This is a genomic window from Modestobacter italicus, assembly GCF_019799965.1.
GTDB lineage: Bacteria > Actinomycetota > Actinomycetes > Mycobacteriales > Geodermatophilaceae > Modestobacter > Modestobacter italicus_A.
In genome coordinates this window covers 300,072-318,170 of sequence record NZ_JABGCJ010000004.1, presented here as the reverse complement: position 1 = coordinate 318,170, position 18,099 = coordinate 300,072, and the positions used below count along the sequence as shown (strand labels likewise).

Genomic DNA, 18,099 nt, shown 5'->3' with positions numbered 1-18,099 from the left:
CTCGCCGACCGGCGAGGGGGCCACTGTCGTCCGGTCCAGGTCGACGGCCGTGTGACGGGTGGGGTGATCGGGACCCGATCTCGTCCACGGCTCAAGTAGTTGCGCTCCGCGGACGAAGCAGGAGGTGACCCTGATCATCAGGGCCCGGCCGAGCAAGGAGCCACCCGCATGTCGTCCACCCCGTCCACCAGCGCTGCGCGCGGAGCCGCCGGGCGTCCCCGGGCCTGGTGGGGCGACCGGGGGGTGGCGACCAAGGTGCTCACCGCCGTCGGCGCCGCCTCGGCCGTCGCGGTGGTCGTCGGCGTCACCGGGCTGCACGCACTCGCCAGCGAGGCCGAGACCAGCCAGCGGATGTACCGGCAGGACGTGCTCGGCATCGACGGCATCTCCGCGCTGATCACCGACGTGCAGGCCCTCGCGGTCGCCCAGCGTGACGCCGTCCTGGCCGACACCCCGGCGGAGACCACCGACGCCCGGGACCGGGTGCAGCAGGCCCGGACCGACTTCGACGCCGACCTGGAGTCCTTCCTCGCCCTGGAGCACCCGGCCGGGGCCGAGGAGATGCTCGAGGAGATCGCGGCCACCTTCGATCGCGCCGAGCAGGTCGAGGACGCCGTCCTGGGCGACCTGGCCCAGGCGCACGACCAGGCCGGCTGGCGGCAGGTGCACGACGCCCAGGTCGCCCCGCTGTTCGACACCATGCTCGCGGGCCTGCTGCAGATGGAGGAGCTGGAGAGCGCCGACGCGGCGGCCGGCGCGGCTGCGGCCGAGGCCGAGAGCGCCCGGCAGCGGACCTTCGCGATCGTCGTCCTGGTGGTCGGCGTGCTGCTGGCCGTCGGGGTGGGCTTCGCCGTCGCCCGCAGCCTCGCCCGCAAGGTGCACCGGGTCGAGCTGGTCGCCGAGGCGCTGGCCGCCGGTGACCTCACCGCCACCAGCGGGCTCACCACCCGCGACGAGCTGGGCCGGATGGGCGCGGCGATCGACGACGCGATGACCCGGCTGCGGTCGGTCATGGCCACCGTCGTCGCGTCCAGCTCCACGGTCGCGGCGTCCGCCGAGGAGCTGTCGGCGTCGGCCGCCCAGATCTCCGCGTCGGCGGAGGAGACCAGCGTGCAGATCAACGTCGTCTCCGGCGCCGCCGAGGAGGTGTCCCGCAGCGTGAGCACCGTCTCCGCGGGGGCCGAGGAGATGAACGCGGCCATCCTGGAGATCTCCCGCAGCGCCAACGAGGCGGCCCAGGTCGCCGCCACCGCCGTCGCCGAGGCCACCACCACCAACGCCGCCGTGGTCGCGCTCGGCGACTCCTCCCGCGAGATCGGTGAGGTCGTCAAGGTCATCACCTCGATCGCCGCCCAGACCAACCTGCTGGCGCTCAACGCCACCATCGAGGCCGCCCGCGCCGGGGAGGCCGGCAAGGGCTTCGCGGTCGTGGCCAACGAGGTCAAGGAGCTCTCCGAGGAGACCGCCAAGGCCACCGAGGACATCGCCCGCCGGGTCGAGGCGATCCAGGGCGACACCACCGGCGCCGTGGAGGCGATCAGCCGGATCACCGGGATCATCGGCTCGATCAACGACTACCAGCTGACCATCGCCAGCGCGGTGGAGGAGCAGACGGCCACCACCAACGAGATGTCGCGCTCCATCCAGGAGGGCGCGCACGGCACCACCGAGATCGCCAGCAACGTCACGGGCGTCTCGCAGGCCGCCGAACAGACGAACCAGGCGCTCAGTCAGACCCGCATCGCCGTCGACGAGCTGTCCCGGCTGGCCAGCGACCTCCGCGCCACCACCACCCACTTCACCTTCTAGCGGAGGCGGCGGACCGGTACGACCATCGGGGTGCCGGTGACCGGGTCGGGGACGACGCGGGCCTCCAGCTCGAAGACGTCGGCGAGCAGCTGCTCGGTGATCACCTCGGCGGGGGTGCCGGAGGCGACCAGGACGCCGTCCTTCATGGCCACCAGACGCTGGGCGTAGCGGGCGGCCAGGTTCAGGTCGTGCAGGACGACGACGACGGTGCGCCCCCGCTCGGCGTGCAGCCGGCCGACCAGCTCCAGCACGTCCACCTGGTGGGCCAGGTCGAGGTAGGTGGTCGGCTCGTCGAGCAGCAGCAGATCGGTGCCCTGGGCCAGGGCCATGGAGATCCAGGCGCGCTGCCGCTGCCCGCCGGAGAGGGCGTCGACCGGGGCGTCGGCCAGCTCCGCCATGTCGGTCCAGCGCAGCGCCTCGGCGACCACGGCCTCGTCGTCGGAGGACCACTGCCGCAGCCAGCTCTGGTGCGGGTGCCGGCCCCGGGCGACCAGGTCGGCCACGGTCAGCCCCTCCGGGGCCAGCGGGGTCTGCGGGAGCAGCCCGAGCACCTTGGCGACCTCGCGGGTCGGCGTCGAGGTGATCGCCCGGCCGTCCAGCAGCACGCTGCCGGCGGTCGGGCGCAGCAGCCGGCCGAGCGCCTTGAGCAGGGTGGACTTCCCGCAGCCGTTCGGGCCGACGATCGCGGTGAACGACCCCTCGGTGAGCTGCAGGTCCAGGTCGTCGACGACGACCTTCTCCCCGTACGCCAGCCGGACCCGGTCGGCGGCCAGCCGGACGCGGTCCGTGGTCGTGGTGGTGGGGGTGTCGAGAGCGGTCACAGGGTCGATCGCCGCCTTCCGCGGACGAGGAGCCAGAGCAGGTACGGCGCGCCCACCACCGCGGTGACCACCCCGACGGGGAAGGCCTCGGTGAGCACGGTGCGCGCCGTGAGGTCGCTGGCCACCAGCAGCAGCGCGCCGAGCAGCCCGGAGGCGATCAGCGGGGGCCGGGAGCCCCCGGTGAGCCGGACGGCGATCTGCGGGACGACGAGCGCCACGAACTGGATCGGCCCGGCGGCGGAGACGGCGAAGGCGGCCAGCGCGACGGCCACCACGACCACGGTGCCCTGGGCGAGCGGCACCCGCACCCCGAGCCCACGGGCGGTCTCGTCGCCGAACTGCAGCACGTTCAGCACCCGCCCCAGCGCGAGCGCGGCGGGCACCAGCACGGCCAGGGCGAGCGCGAGGGGCAGCACGTCGTCCCAGCCCCGGCCGTTCAGCGAGCCGGTGATCCAGACGTTCGCCGCGGCGGCGTCCCAGATGGTGCTGCGGGTGAGCAGGTACTGCACGACCGCGTTGGCCATCGCGGACAGGCCGACCCCGATGAGCACCAGGCGGTAGCCGTCGACGCCCTTGCGCCAGGCCAGCCCGAACACCGCGAAGGCCATCACGAACCCGCCGAGCAGGGCGGCCAGCGGCAGCCCGATGCCGCCGAGCACCCCGGCGGCGGTGGTCCCGGTGCCGGCGAACACGATCACGCTGACCGCGCCGATCGCCGCGCCGCCGTTGACGCCCAGGATGTCCGGGCTGGCCAGCGGGTTGCGGGCGAAGGTCTGGATCAGCGCACCGGACATGCCCAGGGCCACGCCGACGAGCACGGCGGCGGCGATCCGCGGGGCGCGCAGCTCGGTGACGATGAACCGCTGGGTGTCGTCGCCGAGGCCGACCAGCGCCCCGAGCACCTGCGGGATGCTGATCGGGTAGTCACCGCGCCCCATGCTGATCGCGGCGGCCAGCAGCAGCACGACCACGGTCGCCAGCGGCACGACCAGCTGCCGGAGCCGGTAGGTGCCCGAGACGTGCCGGACGCGCAGGACGCGGCGGGGGCGGGCGCGGTGCTCGGGGGCCCGGGTCGGGGCGGTGAGCGTCACAGCGTCACCAGCCGCCGGCGGCGGATGAGGGCGATGAAGAACGGGGTGCCGGCGACGGCCAGGACGATCCCCACCTGCAGCTCGCCGGGGCGGGCGATCACCCGGCCCAGCACGTCGGCCAGCAGCAGGAAGACGATCCCCAGCAGGCCGGAGTACGGCACCAGCCAGCGGTGGTCGGGGCCGGTGACCGCCCGGGCGACGTGCGGCACGACCAGCCCGACGAAGGCGATCGGCCCGCAGGCGGCGGTGGCGGCCCCGGTGAGCAGGGTGATGGCACCGAGCCCCACGCTGCGGGCCACCCAGATCCGCTGGCCCAGACCGCGAGCGACGTCCTCGCCGAGGTTGAGCAGGTTCAGCGCCGGGGCGTTGAGCAGGGCGAGCAGCAGGCCGACGACGATGAAGGGGGCCACCTGGGTGGCGACCGAGGCGTCCCGGCCGGCCAGGGCACCGACGATCCAGAAGCGGTAGGCGTCGAGGGTGTCGGCGCTGCTGATGGTGATCGAGGAGACCAGCGCGAACAGCAGGGCGCTGAGCGCGGTGCCGGCCAGCGCCAGGCTGACCGGTGTGGCGCCTCCCCGGCCGGAGCCGATCGCGAAGACGGCGACGCTGCCCAGCAGGGCCCCGGCGAAGGCGAACCAGACGTAGCCGCTGGGCGTGGACAGGCCCAGCACCGAGATGGACAGCACCACGGCGAACGCGGCACCGGCGGTGACCCCGAGCAGGCCCGGGTCGCCGAGCGGGTTGCGGGTGTGCCCCTGCATGAGCGCGCCGGACACGCCCAGGGCCAGCCCGGCCAGCACCCCGAGCAGGGTGCGGGGCACCCGCAGCTCCCGGATGATCACCGTCTCGTCGCCCGGGGTGGCGGCGTCGGTGAGCGCCTGCCAGACGGTGCCCAGGCCGATCGGCCGGGTGCCCACGGTGATGCTCAGCGCGCAGACCGCCAGGACCAGCAGGAGCAGCAGCCAGAGGCCCAGCGAGCGGCCGACCGCGCCCCGGAGCAGCCCCCGCCGGGGGGCCCTGGCGGTCGCCTCCTCGGGAGGCGCGGTGGCCGTGCGCTGTGCCACGTGCGACTCCTGGGGACGGCGGTCAGCCGGGTCCCGGCCGAGATTGGTGAGGCTCACCTTACCCACGTCGACGGATGGTGGGCGTGACGAACCCGACTCCGTTCCCGTCGGCGGATCCCGCCGGCCCGCCGCTCCGAGCCCGCACGATGGTCCCGTGCTGCGACCAGACACCCGGCCGCGGTGGCCGTGGCGGCAGCTGGTCGCGGGCTACGGGGTGCTCGGCACCGCGCTGCTCGTGGCCGTCGCCGTGCTCGGCGACCGGACGGCGGTGACCTACACGGCTGCGCTGTTCTCCGCGTGGTGGCTGGCGCCGGCGCCGGTGCTCCTGGTCATGGCCGCCACCCGCCGCGCCTGGCGGGCCGTGGCGGCGCTGCTGGTGCCCACGGTCGCCGTCCTGGTGCTGCAAGGGCCGTACCTGGTCAACCGGTTCACCGACCACGCGGGCGCGGTCGACCTGCGGGTCGCCAGCTACAACGTCACGCACGGGAAGCCGCTGGACGGCCTGCGCGCGCTGATCGAGCAGGAGGAGCCCGACGTGCTGCTGCTCCAGGAGGTCACGGTCGCCCGGCGCGCCGAGCTCCGGGCCCTGGCCGGCTACCCGTACGTGCACCTCGGTCCGCTGACCGGCGGACGGCTGGGTGACGGGGACGCCGTCCTCTCCCGGTACCCGGTCGTCGGCGTCGACCGGGTGACCGGACTGCCGACCGGCGCCCGCGCGACCGACCTGGTCACCCTGGACGTCGAGGGCCGGGAACTGGACGTGCTCTCGGTGCACCTGGCGTCGCCGTGCGTCGGCTGCACGCCCGCCGGGGGAGAGGCCAACCCCGCCGGTGGCACGGGCGAGGCGGCGCGGACCCGGCTGGCCGAGGCCCGGCGCTACGCCGAGGTCGTCGCCGGCCTGGTCGACCGGGGCCGGCCGGTGGTGTTCGGCGGGGACCTCAACTCCGCACCGCTCAACCGGCCGCTGCACCAGCTGACCGGTGCCGGCCTGACCGACGTGCACCGGGCGGTGGGCACCTGGCCGGCGCTGACCCGCGGCCCCGGTCCCGGGGTGGCCCGGGTGGACGTCGTGCTGGTCAGCGGCCTGCGCCCGCTGCGCAGCGTGGAACGGGACCGGGGGGCGAGCACCCACTCCCCGGTGGTCGCGGACCTCGCCTGGACGTCGGGGCCCTGACCGCCGGTCAGCGGGGCGGGGCGATCCCGGCGACGACCAGGTCGGCGAGCTCCCGGTAGGCGGCGGCGTCGTCCAGGCCGGTCGCGGCCGTGACGTCGCCCCGGTGGATGGCGCTCATCACCGCGGCCACGGCGACGCCGACGAAGGAGGGGTGCACCGGCCGGATGGTGCCGGCGGCGACCCCCTCGCTGACCAGCTGCTGCACCCGGTCGGCGGCCGCGCGGGTGTTGCGCTGGTAGATCTCCCGGGCCGGGGCGAAGGCGGCGAGGTCGGCGAAGAAGGCCGGCGAGGCGGGCTGGAGCTGTTCGGCGACGGTCAGCAGGTAGGAGCCGATCCGCTCGCGGTGGTCGCCCGGGCCGGTGGCCTGCTGCTCGACCGCGGTCGTCGCACGCTGGAAGAAGCGCTTCACCGCGGCCACCACCAGCTGCTCCTTGCTCGCCGCGATGCCGTAGAGCGTGGTCTTGGAGCAGTGCAGCCGGCGGGCCAGCTCGTCGAGGGTGAAGGCGGCGAAGCCCTCGGCCAGGAAGACCGCGACCAGCTCGTCGAGCAGCGCCGCGCGCCGCGTCGTGCTGCGGGTGCTGCGGGTGTCCAGCGACGTCATGGCCCTCCTCCGGAGTACCGGAGGGTAACAACGGCGCGCGGTTGAGTACCCCCACCAGTACTGCGTACCGTTCGGCAGTACTGCAACCAGTCCGGGACGACGGCGTCCCGGACCTCCCGGAGGTGCGCCGTGCCCGTTCGTCGTCTGGTCCCCACCCAGGAGGCCGCCGACCTGCTCGACCTCACCCGGCAGCTGGCCACCGAGGAGCTCGCGCCACGCGCCGCCGCCGCCGAGGCCGCCGAGGAGTTCCCCCGCGACGTGTTCCGGACCCTCGGCCGGGCCGGGCTGCTGGGCCTGCCCTACGCCGAGGAGCTGGGCGGTGGCGGGCAGCCCTACGAGGTCTACCTGCAGGTGCTCGAGGAGATCGCCGCAGCCTGGGCCAGCGTCGGCGTCGGGGTGAGCGTGCACGGGCTGTCCTGCTTCGGACTGGCCACCCGGGGGACGCCGGAACAGCAGCGCCGGCTGCCCGAGATGCTCGGCGGGGAGCAGCTGGGCGCCTACTGCCTGTCCGAACCGCACGCCGGCTCCGACCCCGCGGCGATGCGCACCCGCGCCGTCCGGGACGGCGACTCCTACGTGCTCACCGGGGAGAAGGCCTGGACCACCCACGGCGGGCACGCCGACTTCTACAAGGTGATGGCCCGCACCTCCGACGACGGCGCCCGCGGCATCTCCTGCTTCCTGGTGCCCGCCGACAGCGCCGGGCTCTCCGCGGACACCGCCGAGCGGAAGATGGGGCTCACCGGCTCGACCACCGCCACCATGCGGTTCGACGGCGTCCGGGTCGACGCCGACCGCCGGCTGGGCGAGGAGGGCGAGGGCCTGTCGATCGCCCTCGCCGGGCTGGACGCCGGCCGGCTGGGCATCGCCGCCGTCGCCACCGGCCTGGCCCAGGGCGCCTTGGACGACGCGGTCGCCTATGCCCAGGAGCGGGAGACCTTCGGCAAGCCGATCATCGAGCACCAGGGGCTGGGCTTCCTGCTGGCCGACATGGCCGCCGCCGTCGAGACCTCCCGGGCGCTGTACCTCTCCGCGGCCCGGCTGCGCGACGCCGGCCAGCCCTACGGCCAGCAGGCCTCCATCGCCAAGCTGGTGGCCACCGACAACGCGATGAAGGTGACCACCGACGCCGTCCAGGTGCTGGGCGGGTACGGCTACACCCGCGACTTCCCGGTCGAGCGGTACATGCGGGAGGCGAAGGTCATGCAGATCTTCGAGGGCACCAACCAGATCCAGCGCCTGGTGATCGCCCGCGCCCTGGCCCGCGGCGGCACCCCCACCACCACCGTCGCCCCGTAGGGGTCCGGCAGAGCGGGGTCCGAGCGGGGCAGAAATGGCCATTTCTGCCCCTAGGGTGCGGGGCATGTGTCGGAACATCCACGTCCTGCACAACCTGGAGCCCGCCACCACCTCCGAGGAGGTGCGGGCGGCGGCGCTGCAGTACGTGCGAAAGGTGAGCGGGTCGGCCAGGCCCTCGCAGGCCAACCAGGCGGCGTTCGACCGGGCGGTCGAGGAGATCGCGCACGCCACCGAGCACCTGCTCGCCGAGCTGGTCACCACCGCCCCACCCAAGGACCGCGAGGTGCTCGCCGCGCAGGCCCGCGCCCGCGCCGCCGTCCGCTACGGCCGCTGACGACACCGGCCCGGCCCCCACGAGGGGACCGGGCCGGTGTCGTGCCGCCCCGCCCGAGGAGGGCGGGGTCCGTCGTCAGGCGGGCTGCATCGACCCGAGGACGGCGCGGACGTCGGCCGGGGTCTGGGCCGCCTCGAGGCGGGCGACCTGCTCCGGGTCGACGAAGACCTCCGCGATCCGGCCGAGCAGCTTCAGGTGGTCGTCCCCGGCACCGGCGACGCCGATCACGAACGAGACCTCCTTGCCGTTCCAGTCGATGCCCCGCGAGTAGCGCACGAAGGAGATCGCCGTCCGGTGGATGGCCGGCTTGGCCTCGTTCGTCCCGTGCGGGAGCGCCAGCCGGTTGCCCATGTAGGTCGAGACCGACATCTCCCGCTCGTGCATCGCCTGGACGTAGGAGGCGTCGACCGCTCCGGCCGCGACCAGCAGCTCACCGGCCTCCGTGATCGCGCCGTCCCGGGTGGCGGCGGCGCCGTCCAGGACGATGCTCTCGACGGCCAGCACGTCCGGGCCCTCGTCGCCCAGTCGTGCCACGCCACCGGCCGCGGCGGGCGCGGTGGCCTCGCGACCGGGCACGGCGGCGCCGTCCGGCGCGGCTGCGGCGGTGGCGTCCGCGGCCCCGGGGCCGGCGTTGGTGCGCTTGAGCATCTCGACGATCTCGTCGTAGCGCGGGCTGGACATGAAGTCCGAGACCGAGACGTGCACCGCCGACCGGGTCTTCTGCTCGGCCCGCTCCGTCAGGTCCTCGTGGGTGACCACGAGGTCGTAGGTGTCGGTCAGGCTGGAGATGGCCTTGTTGACCACGGTGACGTCGGTGAACCCGGCGCCCTGCACCTTCTTGCGCAGCACCGAGGCGCCCATGGCCGAGGAGCCCATGCCGGCGTCGCAGGCGAACACGATCGAGTGGATCGGGCCGTCGCCGGCGCGCGCCGCCGAGCCGGTGAGGGTCGAGGCGACCGAGGACTTCTTGCCCTTGTTCGCCTCCATCGCCGCGGTCGCCGCGGTCAGGTCACCGTCGTCGTCCTTGTCCAGCTTGAGCAGGAAGGCGGCGACCAGGAACGTGACACCTGCGGCGACCAGCACCGAGGCGGTGACGCCGAGCAGGCTGCTGGGCGGTGAGGCGGCCCAGACGGCGATGATCGAGCCGGGGGAGGCCGGCGAGCGCAGACCCGAGCCGAAGAGCAGGTTGGTGGCCACGCCGGCCATGCCGCCGAGGATGACCGCGGCGATCAGCTTCGGCTTGGCCAGCACGTAGGGGAAGTAGATCTCGTGGATGCCGCCGATGAACTGGATGAGGATCGCGCCGGGCGCCGAGGCCTTGGCAGCACCGCGACCGAACAGGGCGAAGGCGAGCAGCAGGCCCAGGCCCGGGCCGGGGTTGGCCTCGAGCAGGAAGAGGATCGACTGGCCGGCCTCGGCGGCCTCGGTGGTGCCCAGCGGGGTGAGGATGCCCTGGTTGATGGCGTTGTTCAGGAAGAGGATCTTGGCCGGCTCGATGAAGATCGAGGTCAGCGGCAGCAGGTTGCTCTCGACCAGGGTGTCGACGACGTTGGACGCCAGGTTGCTGAAGGCCTGCACGAACGGGCCGGCCAGCACGAAGCCGAGGACGGCCAGGATGCCGCCCCAGATGCCGGCGGAGAAGTTGTTGACCAGCATCTCGAAGCCGGGGCGGATCTTGTGCGCCCACAGCCCGTCGAGCTTCTTCATGGTCCAGCCGCCGAGCGGGCCCATGACCATGGCGCCGAGGAACATCGGCACGTCGGCTCCGGTGATCGCGCCCATCGTGGCGATGGCGCCGACGACCCCGCCGCGGAGGTTGTCGTCGTACATCATCCGGCCGCCGGTGTAGCCGATGAGCAGCGGCAGCAGGTAGGTGATCATCGGGCCGACGATCCCGGTGCCCTCGGCGCCGGAGCCCCAGGCGCCGAGGTCCTCGACGAAGCCGTAGCCCCCGCTGTAGCCGAGCGCGTCACCGATGGTGGTGATCCAGCCGGTCTCGATGAAGAGGGCGGTGATCAGCCCCCAGGCGATGAAGGCGCCGATGTTCGGCAGCACCATGTTCGACAGGAAGGTGCCGAACCGTTGCACGTGCAGCCGCATCCCTCCCGATCGGGCGGCCGGGTGGGTCGTCGTGGCCATGGCGGACCTTCCTGAGCTGGGGTGGAGTCGTTCGGCACGGAGTCGTCCCGAAGCGCCGAGAGGTGTGCTCACGTGCCTGTGATCGGAGTCACGAGGCTGTGAGAGTGTCTGTATATATACCCGGACAGTCGTGGTCAAGGGGGTCAAAGCCACACGTTCACACTGAGAACCACGCAAGCGGGCGGAACGACAGGTCCTACAGTGACCAGCGACACGAGGAGCGGCCCGCGCCGGGTGACGTCAGCGCCGACGCACACGCTCCCGCCCGCACCAGACCACCCCGTCGACGCACCATCGGTCGACGGGCCACCCCGGTCGGCACGACCCGTCGACCACACCTCGGCGGCACCCCGTCGACACAGCACCCGGAGGACGACATGAAGGCCCTGCGGTTCTACGCACCGGAAGACGTGCGACTCGAAGACGTCCCCGAGCCCGAGTGCGGCCCGGACGAGATCAAGATCAAGGTCAGGAACACCTCGACCTGCGGCACCGACGTCAAGATCTTCCACAACGGCCACCAGAACCTCACCCCGCCGCGCACCATCGGGCACGAGGTCGCCGGTGAGGTCGTGGAGGTGGGCGCCGACGTCAACGCGACCCACGGCAGCACCTGGGCCCCCGGCGACCGGGTGCAGGTCATCGCCGCAGTGCCGTGCGGGCACTGCCACGAGTGCCGCAAGGGCTGGATGGCCGTGTGCCAGAACCAGACCTCGATCGGCTACCAGTACGACGGCGGCTTCGCCGAGTACATGATCATCCCGCAGCAGGTGCTCGCGGTCGACGGCCTCAACCGGATCCCGGACAACGTCGGCTACGACGAGGCGTCGGCCGCCGAGCCCTTCGCGTGTGCCATCAACGCCCAGGAGCTGCTGGGCATCGAGGCGGGCGACACCCTCGTCGTCTTCGGCGCGGGGCCGATCGGCTGCATGCACATCCGCATCGCCCGCGGCGTGCACGAGGTCGGGAAGGTGATCCTGGTCGACGTCAACGCCGAGCGGCTGGAGATGTCGGCCAACGCCGTCCAGCCCGACGAGGTCATCAACGGCGCCGAGACCGACGTCGTCGCCCGGGTCATGGAGCTCACCGGGGGCCGGGGCGCCGACGTGATCATCACCGCGACCGCGGCGAACATCACCCAGGAGCAGGCGATCGCGATGGCCGCCCGCAACGGCCGCATCTCCTTCTTCGGCGGGCTGCCCAAGACCAACCCGACGATCACCTGCGACTCCAACGTCGTGCACTACCGCCAGCTGCACATCCACGGCGCGAACGGCTCCGCCCCCGAGCACAACAAGCGGGCGCTGGAGTACATCTCCAGCGGCCAGGTCCCGGTCAAGGACCTGATCACCGAGCACCTGCCGCTGGACCGCGTCCTCGACGCCTTCTCCATCGTGCAGAAGGGCGAGGCGATCAAGGTGACCGTCGAACCCTGAGCGCTGGAGCGGCCCCCGTCCGTGGGGACGGGGGCCTGCGTCACACCAGGAAGCGGTAGGCGGTCGTGCCGGGGGCGAGGTGCTGGATCTTGAGCGGGCCCGCCTCGATCCGGGCCAGCAGCGGGGCCAGGCCGGCGACGCTGCCCAGCTCGATGCCGGTCAGCGCCGCCCCCGTCTCCCGGTTGTCCCGCTTGACGTACTCGAACAGCACGATGTCGTCGTCCGGGCCGAGCACCTCGTCGAGGAACCGGCGCAGTGCGCCGGGCTCCTGCGGGAACTCGACCAGGAAGTAGTGCTTGAGCCCGCGGTGCACCAGTGACCGCTCGACCACCTCGGCGTACCGGCTGACGTCGTTGTTCCCCCCGGACAGCACGGTGACCACCGTCTGCCCGGGCTCGACGACGACAGAGCCGCCGGTGAGCGCGGCACTGGCCAGTGCGCCGGCGGGCTCGGCGATCACCCCGTCGACCTGGTAGAGGTCGAGCATCTCGGTGCAGACCTGCCCCTCGGGCACGGTCACCAGCTCAGCACCCGAGTCGCGTACCAGCGGGAAGGTGACGTCGCCGGCCCGGCGTACCGAGGCACCGTCGACGAAGGTGTCGATCTCGGGCAGCTCCACCGGCCGGCCGGCGGCCAGCGCCGCGGCCATGTTGGCGGCCCCGGCCGGCTCCACCCCGACCAGCCGGACGCCGGGGGCGTGCGCGCGCAGCCACGTGCCGCAGCCGGCCAGCAGCCCGCCGCCACCGACGGGCAGGACGACGACGTCGGGGGCGGTGCCCAGCTGGTCGAGCAGCTCGAGGGCCACGGTCGCCTGGCCGGCCACGGTGGAGAGCGCGTCGAAGGCCGGCACCAGGGTCGCCCCGGTCTCCAGCGCGTGGGCGGCCGCCGCGGCTGCCGCGTCGTCGTAGGTGTCGCCGTGGACGACGAGCTCCACCATGTCCCCGCCCAGCGCGGCGATCCGCTGCCGCTTCTGCCGCGGCGTCGTCCCGGGCACGAACACCCGGCCCCGGACGCCGAGCACCCGGCAGGCGTAGGCGACCCCCTGGCCGTGGTTGCCGGCGCTGGCGGTCACCGCGCCGGCGGCCCGGCCGGCGGCGTCCAGCTGGCTGATCGTGTTGTAGGCGCCGCGCACCTTGTACGACCGGCCGACCTGCAGGTCCTCCCGCTTCACCCACACCTCGGCGCCGGTCAGCCCGGACAGCCGGGCGTTGCGCTGCAGCGGGGTGCGCTCGGCGACGCCGGTGAGGCGGGTGGCGGCGGCGGAGACCTCGGCGGAGAAGGTGGTGCGGAGGTCGGTCACCGCGCCATCCTCCCCGACACCCCGCCGACGGCGGGGCAGCGCCACCGGCCGCCCGGGTCAGGTGACGATGACCGGGTAGCGGTCCGGTGCGCTGCGGGCAGGGGGGAGGGGCGTCGGACGGCGCGCGCCCGGCCCCGGTCGACCGGCGGCCCGGGCCGGGCGGGGACGGCGGCGATCGCCCTCGCGGCGCCGCTGCCGGGCCTCCTCGGCCAGCTGCCGGGCCGCCAGGAAGCTCGCCGCCTCGGGGTCGTACCAGGACATCAGGTGGCCTGCGGGAACGCGAGCCGGGTCATCAGGAGCTGGAGCCGGAGGCGTCGGGCCCCGCGGCGGCGGCGCACGGACGTGCTCCTCGGCTGGGTGGTGGGGCGCAGCGGCCGTGTCCGGGGCATGAGGAGAGCCTGCTCCGCGCCGGGGGGTGCGCACATCGTCCAGAGGTCCCGAGTCGCCTCCGACGGAGGTCGTAGGTCTCCCGCGCCACCCTCAGCCCTCAGGGGGACGCCGACGGAGCCGGATGGTCCCCACGCTGACCCGCCGTGCGGGCCGTCGGGGTCGGCCGACCGGGCGCTGGCCGGCCGTCGGTCGCCTCAGATTCCCCAGTAGGCGCCCCGCGTCGACTCCTTCTCCGGCACCGGCGCGAACACGTTGCCGGTGGTCGGCGGGGCGTCGTCCCGGGACATGCCGAACACCTTGAGCAGCGGCCCGACCAGCGTGTCGAACACCGGCGGGAACAGCCGGAACCCGGCGATGATCACCGGGTTGAGGAAGCCGGACTGCTTGAGCCGGCGCGGGGCAGCCACCCGGTCGACCACCGCGCGGGCGACCCGCTCGGGGGTGTACACCGGCGGCGGCGGGTGCCCGGTGTTGCCCAGCACGGTGGCCGCCTGGTCGTAGATCGGGGTGCTGACGCCGCCGGGGGCGACCGCGGAGACGTGCACGTCGGGGAGCTCGCGCAGCTCCTGCTGCAGGGTGCGGATCAGCCCCAGCTGACCCCACTTGGCGGCCACGTAGGCGCCCATCGTCGGTGCGGTGATCGAAGCCAGCAGCGAGCTGACGACGACGACGTGCCCGCGCCGCTGGTCTCGGAGCACCGGCAGCGCGGCCTGGAAGACGTGGAACGTGCCCTGGACGGCGGTGTCGACCACGCGCTGGAAGACGGCGGCGTCCAGGTCCTCGACCCGGCCGTAGGCCATGACGGTCGCGGCGTGGACGACGACGTCCAGCCGGCCGAAGGTGCCGGTGGCGCGGTCGACGGCGGCCTGGACCGCCTCGGCGTCCAGGACGTCGGCCGGCACGCACTCCACGGCGGTGGCCCCGGCGGCCCGGCAGTCGGCGGCGGCGTCGGCGAGCGTCGTGGCGCTGCGGGACACCAGCACGAGGGAGGCGCCGCGGCGGGCGAACTCGATCGCGCTGGCCCGGCCGATGCCGCTCGAGGCGCCGGTGACGAGCACGACCTCCCTCAGCGCGCGGGCGGAGGTGAGGTCGTCAGCCGTGGTCTCAGCGGTCACGACCCGGGGCTACCCGGTGCACCGCCGGGCAAGCGCTCCGTGCGCGACGGAAACGCCGCGCGGCCACCGGAGCCGGGTGCGCCACTACGGTCGGGCGGAACCAGGGAGGGCCAGCGCCGGCTCCCCGCGAGCCGAGAGGACGCGCCCGTGTTCGAGAAGGTCCTGGTCGCCAACCGCGGGGAGATCGCCGTCCGGGCGTTCCGCGCCGCCTACGAGCTGGGGGCCGGCACGGTCGCCGTCTTCCCGCACGAGGACCGGAACTCGGTCCACCGGCTCAAGGCCGACGAGAGCTACGAGATCGGCGAGCCCGGGCACCCGGTACGGGCCTACCTGGACGTCGGCGAGATCATCCGCGCCGCGCAGCGGGCCGGCGCCGACGCCGTGTACCCCGGCTACGGCTTCCTGTCGGAGAACCCCGACCTCGCCGAGGCCTGCGCGCAGGCGGGGATCACCTTCGTGGGCCCGTCGGCGGAGGTGCTGACCCTGACCGGTGACAAGTCCCGGGCGATCGCCGCCGCCCGCGCCGCCGGCCTGCCGGTGCTGCAGGGCACCGAGCCCAGCGACGACGTCGAGACGTTGCTGACCGCCGCGGAGGCGATCGAGGGCCCGGTGTTCGTCAAGGCCGTCGCCGGCGGTGGCGGCCGCGGCATGCGCCGGGTGGACGACCGGTCCCAGCTGCGCAGCGCCATCGAGGCGGCGATGCGGGAGGCGGAGTCGGCGTTCGGCGACGCCACGGTCTTCTGCGAGCAGGCGGTGGTGGACCCGCGGCACATCGAGGTGCAGATCCTGGCCGACGGGCAGGGGAACGTGATCCACCTCTACGAACGCGACTGCTCGGTGCAGCGGCGGCACCAGAAGGTCATCGAGATCGCTCCGGCGCCGGACCTGGACCCGGGCCTGCGCGAGCGGATCTGCGCCGACGCCGTCGCCTTCGCCCGCCAGATCGGCTACAGCTGCGCGGGCACGGTGGAGTTCCTGGTCGACCGTGAGGGCCGGCACGTGTTCATCGAGATGAACCCGCGGATCCAGGTCGAGCACACGGTCACCGAGGAGGTCACCGACGTCGACCTGGTGGGCAGCCAGCTGCGGATCGCCGCGGGGGAGACCCTCGCCGACCTGGGCCTGTCGCAGGAGTCGATCGTGCTGCGCGGGGCGGCGCTGCAGACCCGGATCACCACCGAGGACCCGGCCAACGGCTTCCGCCCGGACACCGGCCGGATCACCGCCTACCGCTCGCCCGGCGGCGCCGGGGTACGGCTGGACGGCGCCGCGACCCTCGGCGCCGAGGTGGGCGCCCACTTCGACTCGATGCTGGTCAAGCTCACCTGTCGGGGCCGCACCTGGGACATCGCGGTCGCCCGCGCCCGCCGCGCGGTGGCCGAGTTCCGGATCCGCGGCGTCTCCACCAACATCCCGTTCCTGCAGGCGGTGCTGGACGACCCGGAGTTCCGGGCCGGCCGGGTGACCACCTCGTTCATCGAGCAGCGGCCGGAGCTGCTGACCGCGCGCAGCTCCGCCGACCGCGGCACCAAGATCCTCAGCTACCTGGCCGACGTGACGGTCAACCAGCCGAACGGTGAGCGCCCGCACCTGGTCGACCCGGTGGAGAAGCTGCCCCGGGTGGACATGGGGCTGCACCCCCTCGACGGCTCCCGCGACCGGCTCCGGGAGCTGGGGCCCGAGCGGTTCGCCGCCGACCTGCGCGCACAGAAGGCACTCGCCGTCACCGACACCACCTTCCGGGACGCGCACCAGTCGCTGCTGGCCACCCGGGTGCGCACCAAGGACCTGCTGGCCGTGGCCGGGCACGTGGCCCGGTCGACCCCGCAGCTGCTGAGCATCGAGGCCTGGGGCGGGGCCACCTACGACGTCGCGCTGCGGTTCCTGCACGAGGACCCGTGGGAGCGGCTGGCCGCGCTGCGCGAGGCGGTGCCCAACATCTGCCTGCAGATGCTGCTGCGCGGCCGCAACACCGTCGGCTACACCCCCTACCCGGAGCAGGTGACGACGGCGTTCGTCGCCGAGGCGGCACGCACCGGCATCGACGTCTTCCGGGTGTTCGACGCGCTGAACGACGTCAGCCAGATGCGCCCGGCGATCGACGCCGTCCGGGAGACCGGGACGGCGGTCGCCGAGGTCGCGCTCTGCTACACCGCCGACCTCTCCGACCCGGCCGAGCAGCTGTACGACCTCGACTACCACCTCCGCCTGGCCGAGCAGATCGTCGAGGCCGGGGCGCACGTGCTGGCGATCAAGGACATGGCCGGGCTGCTCCGCCCGCCGGCGGCGGCCACCCTGGTCACCGCGCTGCGCGAGCGGTTCGACCTGCCGGTGCACCTGCACACCCACGACACCCCCGGCGGGCAGCTGGCCACGCTGATGGCGGCCTGGCAGGCCGGCGTCGACGCCGTGGACGGCGCCAGCGCGGCGCTTGCCGGGACGACGTCGCAGCCCGCGCTGAGCAGCATCGTGGCGGCCACCGACCACACCGAGCGGGCAACCGGCCTGGACCTGCGCGCGGTCAACGACCTGGAGCCCTACTGGGAGGCGGTGCGCCGGGTCTACGCACCGTTCGAGTCGGGTCTGCCGGCGCCGACCGGCCGGGTCTACACCCACGAGATCCCCGGCGGGCAGCTGTCCAACCTGCGGCAGCAGGCGATCGCCCTGGGGCTGGGCCAGCGGTTCGAGGAGGTCGAGGCGATGTACGCCGCGGCCGACCGGCTGCTCGGCCGGCTGGTCAAGGTCACGCCCTCGTCGAAGGTGGTCGGGGACCTGGCGCTGCAGCTGGTGGGGGCGGGGGTGGACGTCGAGGAGTTCGCCGCCGACCCGGGCCGCTTCGACCTGCCCGACTCGGTGGTCGGGTTCCTGCGCGGCGAGCTCGGCGACCCGCCCGGCGGCTGGCCGGAGCCGTTCCGCTCTCGCGCGCTGGCCGGGCGCCGTCCGGCCGAGCCGCCGGTGGAGCTCACCGACGAGGACCGGGCCGGGCTGGCGCAGGAACCCCGCCCGACGCTGAACCGGCTGCTGTTCCCGGGCCCGGCGGCGGAGTTCCTGGCGCACCGGGAGACCTACGGCGACACCTCGGTGCTGCCCAGCAAGGAGTTCCTGTACGGGCTGCGGTCCGGGGTCGAGCACTCCGTCGACCTGGAGCCCGGCGTGCGGCTGCTGATCGGCATCGAGGCGGTCTCCGACGCCGACGAGCGCGGCATGCGCACGGTGATGTGCACGCTGAACGGCCAGCTGCGGCCGGTCAGCGTGCGGGACCGGTCCGTCACATCCGACGTCCCGCCGACCGAGAAGGCCGACCGCACCGACCCGGGCCAGGTGGCGGCGCCGTTCGCCGGCGTGGTGACCCTGACCGTGGGCGAGGGCGACCAGGTCGAGGCCGGCGCCCAGCTGGCCACCATCGAGGCGATGAAGATGGAGGCCGCGATCACCGCCCCCCGCGCCGGCACGGTGACCCGGGTGGCGATCGGCGCCGTCCAGCAGGTCGAGGGCGGGGACCTGCTCGTCGTGCTCGGCTGAGCGG

Annotated in this window: 15 protein-coding genes; 6 read left to right on the top strand and 9 right to left on the bottom strand. The window is 73.9% G+C overall.

Translation table 11 applies throughout. The features are described 5' to 3' along the window. Window positions 1-168 precede the first annotated feature (168 nt). Entirely contained in the window at window positions 169-1,809 is a 1,641-nt protein-coding gene (locus tag HLA93_RS12085; RefSeq protein ID WP_222194618.1) for a methyl-accepting chemotaxis protein, read from the top strand. Here HLA93_RS12085 and HLA93_RS12080 read toward each other — a convergent pair. From HLA93_RS12080 to HLA93_RS12070, 3 genes are read right to left on the bottom strand one after another with little or no spacing between them, the layout of a single operon-like run. Next, on the bottom strand, window positions 1,806-2,630 hold the full coding sequence (locus tag HLA93_RS12080; RefSeq protein ID WP_222194617.1) for an ABC transporter ATP-binding protein: 825 nt from the start codon (window positions 2,628-2,630) through the stop codon (window positions 1,806-1,808). The two genes, HLA93_RS12085 and HLA93_RS12080, sit on opposite strands and share 4 nt — an antisense overlap. Further along, on the bottom strand, window positions 2,627-3,721 hold the full coding sequence (locus HLA93_RS12075) for a FecCD family ABC transporter permease (RefSeq protein WP_222194616.1): 1,095 nt from the start codon (window positions 3,719-3,721) through the stop codon (window positions 2,627-2,629). The genes HLA93_RS12080 and HLA93_RS12075 overlap by 4 nt, the downstream gene beginning before the upstream one ends. Beyond that, window positions 3,718-4,785: a FecCD family ABC transporter permease gene (locus HLA93_RS12070; RefSeq protein WP_222194615.1), complete on the bottom strand. Its 1,068-nt coding sequence runs from the start codon at window positions 4,783-4,785 to the stop codon at window positions 3,718-3,720. The genes HLA93_RS12075 and HLA93_RS12070 overlap by 4 nt, the downstream gene beginning before the upstream one ends. A 154-nt stretch (window positions 4,786-4,939) precedes the next feature. Between HLA93_RS12070 and HLA93_RS12065 the strand changes: the two genes are divergently transcribed. Continuing rightward, window positions 4,940-5,959 (top strand): endonuclease/exonuclease/phosphatase family protein, encoded by a 1,020-nt coding sequence (locus HLA93_RS12065; RefSeq protein WP_222194614.1) that lies wholly within the window; start codon window positions 4,940-4,942, stop codon window positions 5,957-5,959. A gap of 7 nt (window positions 5,960-5,966) precedes the next feature. Here the strand turns inward: HLA93_RS12065 and HLA93_RS12060 are convergent, their stop codons facing one another. After that, the gene (locus HLA93_RS12060; protein ID WP_222194613.1) at window positions 5,967-6,560 is read right to left on the bottom strand and encodes a TetR/AcrR family transcriptional regulator; all 594 of its coding nucleotides are present in this window, start codon (window positions 6,558-6,560) and stop codon (window positions 5,967-5,969) included. A 129-nt stretch (window positions 6,561-6,689) separates the two neighbouring features. On the opposite strand from HLA93_RS12060, the gene HLA93_RS12055 reads away from it, so the two are divergent. Beyond that, a complete protein-coding gene (locus HLA93_RS12055) occupies window positions 6,690-7,859 on the top strand; it encodes an acyl-CoA dehydrogenase family protein (protein ID WP_222194612.1) in 1,170 nt (389 codons plus the stop codon). Between the two features lie 64 nt (window positions 7,860-7,923). Beyond that, window positions 7,924-8,193: a DUF2277 domain-containing protein gene (locus HLA93_RS12050; RefSeq protein WP_222194611.1), complete on the top strand. Its 270-nt coding sequence runs from the start codon at window positions 7,924-7,926 to the stop codon at window positions 8,191-8,193. 75 nt (window positions 8,194-8,268) lie between these two features. Here HLA93_RS12050 and HLA93_RS12045 read toward each other — a convergent pair whose 3' ends face one another. Further along, complete coding sequence (locus HLA93_RS12045) at window positions 8,269-10,332, bottom strand: PTS mannitol transporter subunit IICBA (protein ID WP_222194610.1); 2,064 nt, start codon at window positions 10,330-10,332, stop codon at window positions 8,269-8,271. A 377-nt stretch (window positions 10,333-10,709) separates the two neighbouring features. Between HLA93_RS12045 and HLA93_RS12040 the strand changes: the two genes are divergently transcribed. Beyond that, a complete protein-coding gene (locus HLA93_RS12040) occupies window positions 10,710-11,768 on the top strand; it encodes a zinc-dependent dehydrogenase (RefSeq protein WP_222194609.1) in 1,059 nt (352 codons plus the stop codon). 40 nt (window positions 11,769-11,808) lie between these two features. Here the strand turns inward: HLA93_RS12040 and ilvA are convergent, their stop codons facing one another. From ilvA to HLA93_RS12025, 4 genes are all read right to left on the bottom strand, one after another. Beyond that, complete coding sequence (gene ilvA, locus HLA93_RS12035) at window positions 11,809-13,068, bottom strand: threonine ammonia-lyase IlvA (protein WP_222194608.1); 1,260 nt, start codon at window positions 13,066-13,068, stop codon at window positions 11,809-11,811. A gap of 57 nt (window positions 13,069-13,125) precedes the next feature. Then, window positions 13,126-13,329, bottom strand: coding sequence for a hypothetical protein (locus tag HLA93_RS12030; RefSeq protein ID WP_222194607.1), 204 nt, complete (start codon window positions 13,327-13,329; stop codon window positions 13,126-13,128). Next, window positions 13,329-13,457: a hypothetical protein gene (locus tag HLA93_RS21555; RefSeq protein ID WP_281425279.1), complete on the bottom strand. Its 129-nt coding sequence runs from the start codon at window positions 13,455-13,457 to the stop codon at window positions 13,329-13,331. The genes HLA93_RS12030 and HLA93_RS21555 overlap by 1 nt, the downstream gene beginning before the upstream one ends. A gap of 195 nt (window positions 13,458-13,652) precedes the next feature. After that, window positions 13,653-14,573 carry an SDR family NAD(P)-dependent oxidoreductase gene (locus HLA93_RS12025; RefSeq protein WP_222194606.1) on the bottom strand — a complete coding sequence of 307 codons (921 nt, stop codon included), beginning with the start codon at window positions 14,571-14,573 and terminating at the stop codon, window positions 13,653-13,655. A 147-nt stretch (window positions 14,574-14,720) separates the two neighbouring features. Between HLA93_RS12025 and HLA93_RS12020 the strand changes: the two genes are divergently transcribed. Beyond that, complete coding sequence (locus HLA93_RS12020; protein WP_222194605.1) at window positions 14,721-18,095, top strand: pyruvate carboxylase; 3,375 nt, start codon at window positions 14,721-14,723, stop codon at window positions 18,093-18,095. Window positions 18,096-18,099 lie beyond the last annotated feature (4 nt).

Excerpts from the sequence above, each read along its gene's own strand:
- HLA93_RS12085 (WP_222194618.1), top strand. The coding sequence starts at position 169 with ATGTCGTCCACCCCGTCCACCAGCGCTGCGCGCGGAGCCGCCGGGCGT.
- HLA93_RS12060 (WP_222194613.1), bottom strand. The coding sequence starts at position 6,560 with ATGACGTCGCTGGACACCCGCAGCACCCGCAGCACGACGCGGCGCGCG.
- HLA93_RS12050 (WP_222194611.1), top strand. The coding sequence starts at position 7,924 with ATGTGTCGGAACATCCACGTCCTGCACAACCTGGAGCCCGCCACCACC.
- HLA93_RS12045 (WP_222194610.1), bottom strand. The coding sequence starts at position 10,332 with ATGGCCACGACGACCCACCCGGCCGCCCGATCGGGAGGGATGCGGCTG.
- HLA93_RS12040 (WP_222194609.1), top strand. The coding sequence starts at position 10,710 with ATGAAGGCCCTGCGGTTCTACGCACCGGAAGACGTGCGACTCGAAGAC.
- HLA93_RS12030 (WP_222194607.1), bottom strand. The coding sequence starts at position 13,329 with ATGTCCTGGTACGACCCCGAGGCGGCGAGCTTCCTGGCGGCCCGGCAG.
- HLA93_RS21555 (WP_281425279.1), bottom strand. The coding sequence starts at position 13,457 with ATGCCCCGGACACGGCCGCTGCGCCCCACCACCCAGCCGAGGAGCACG.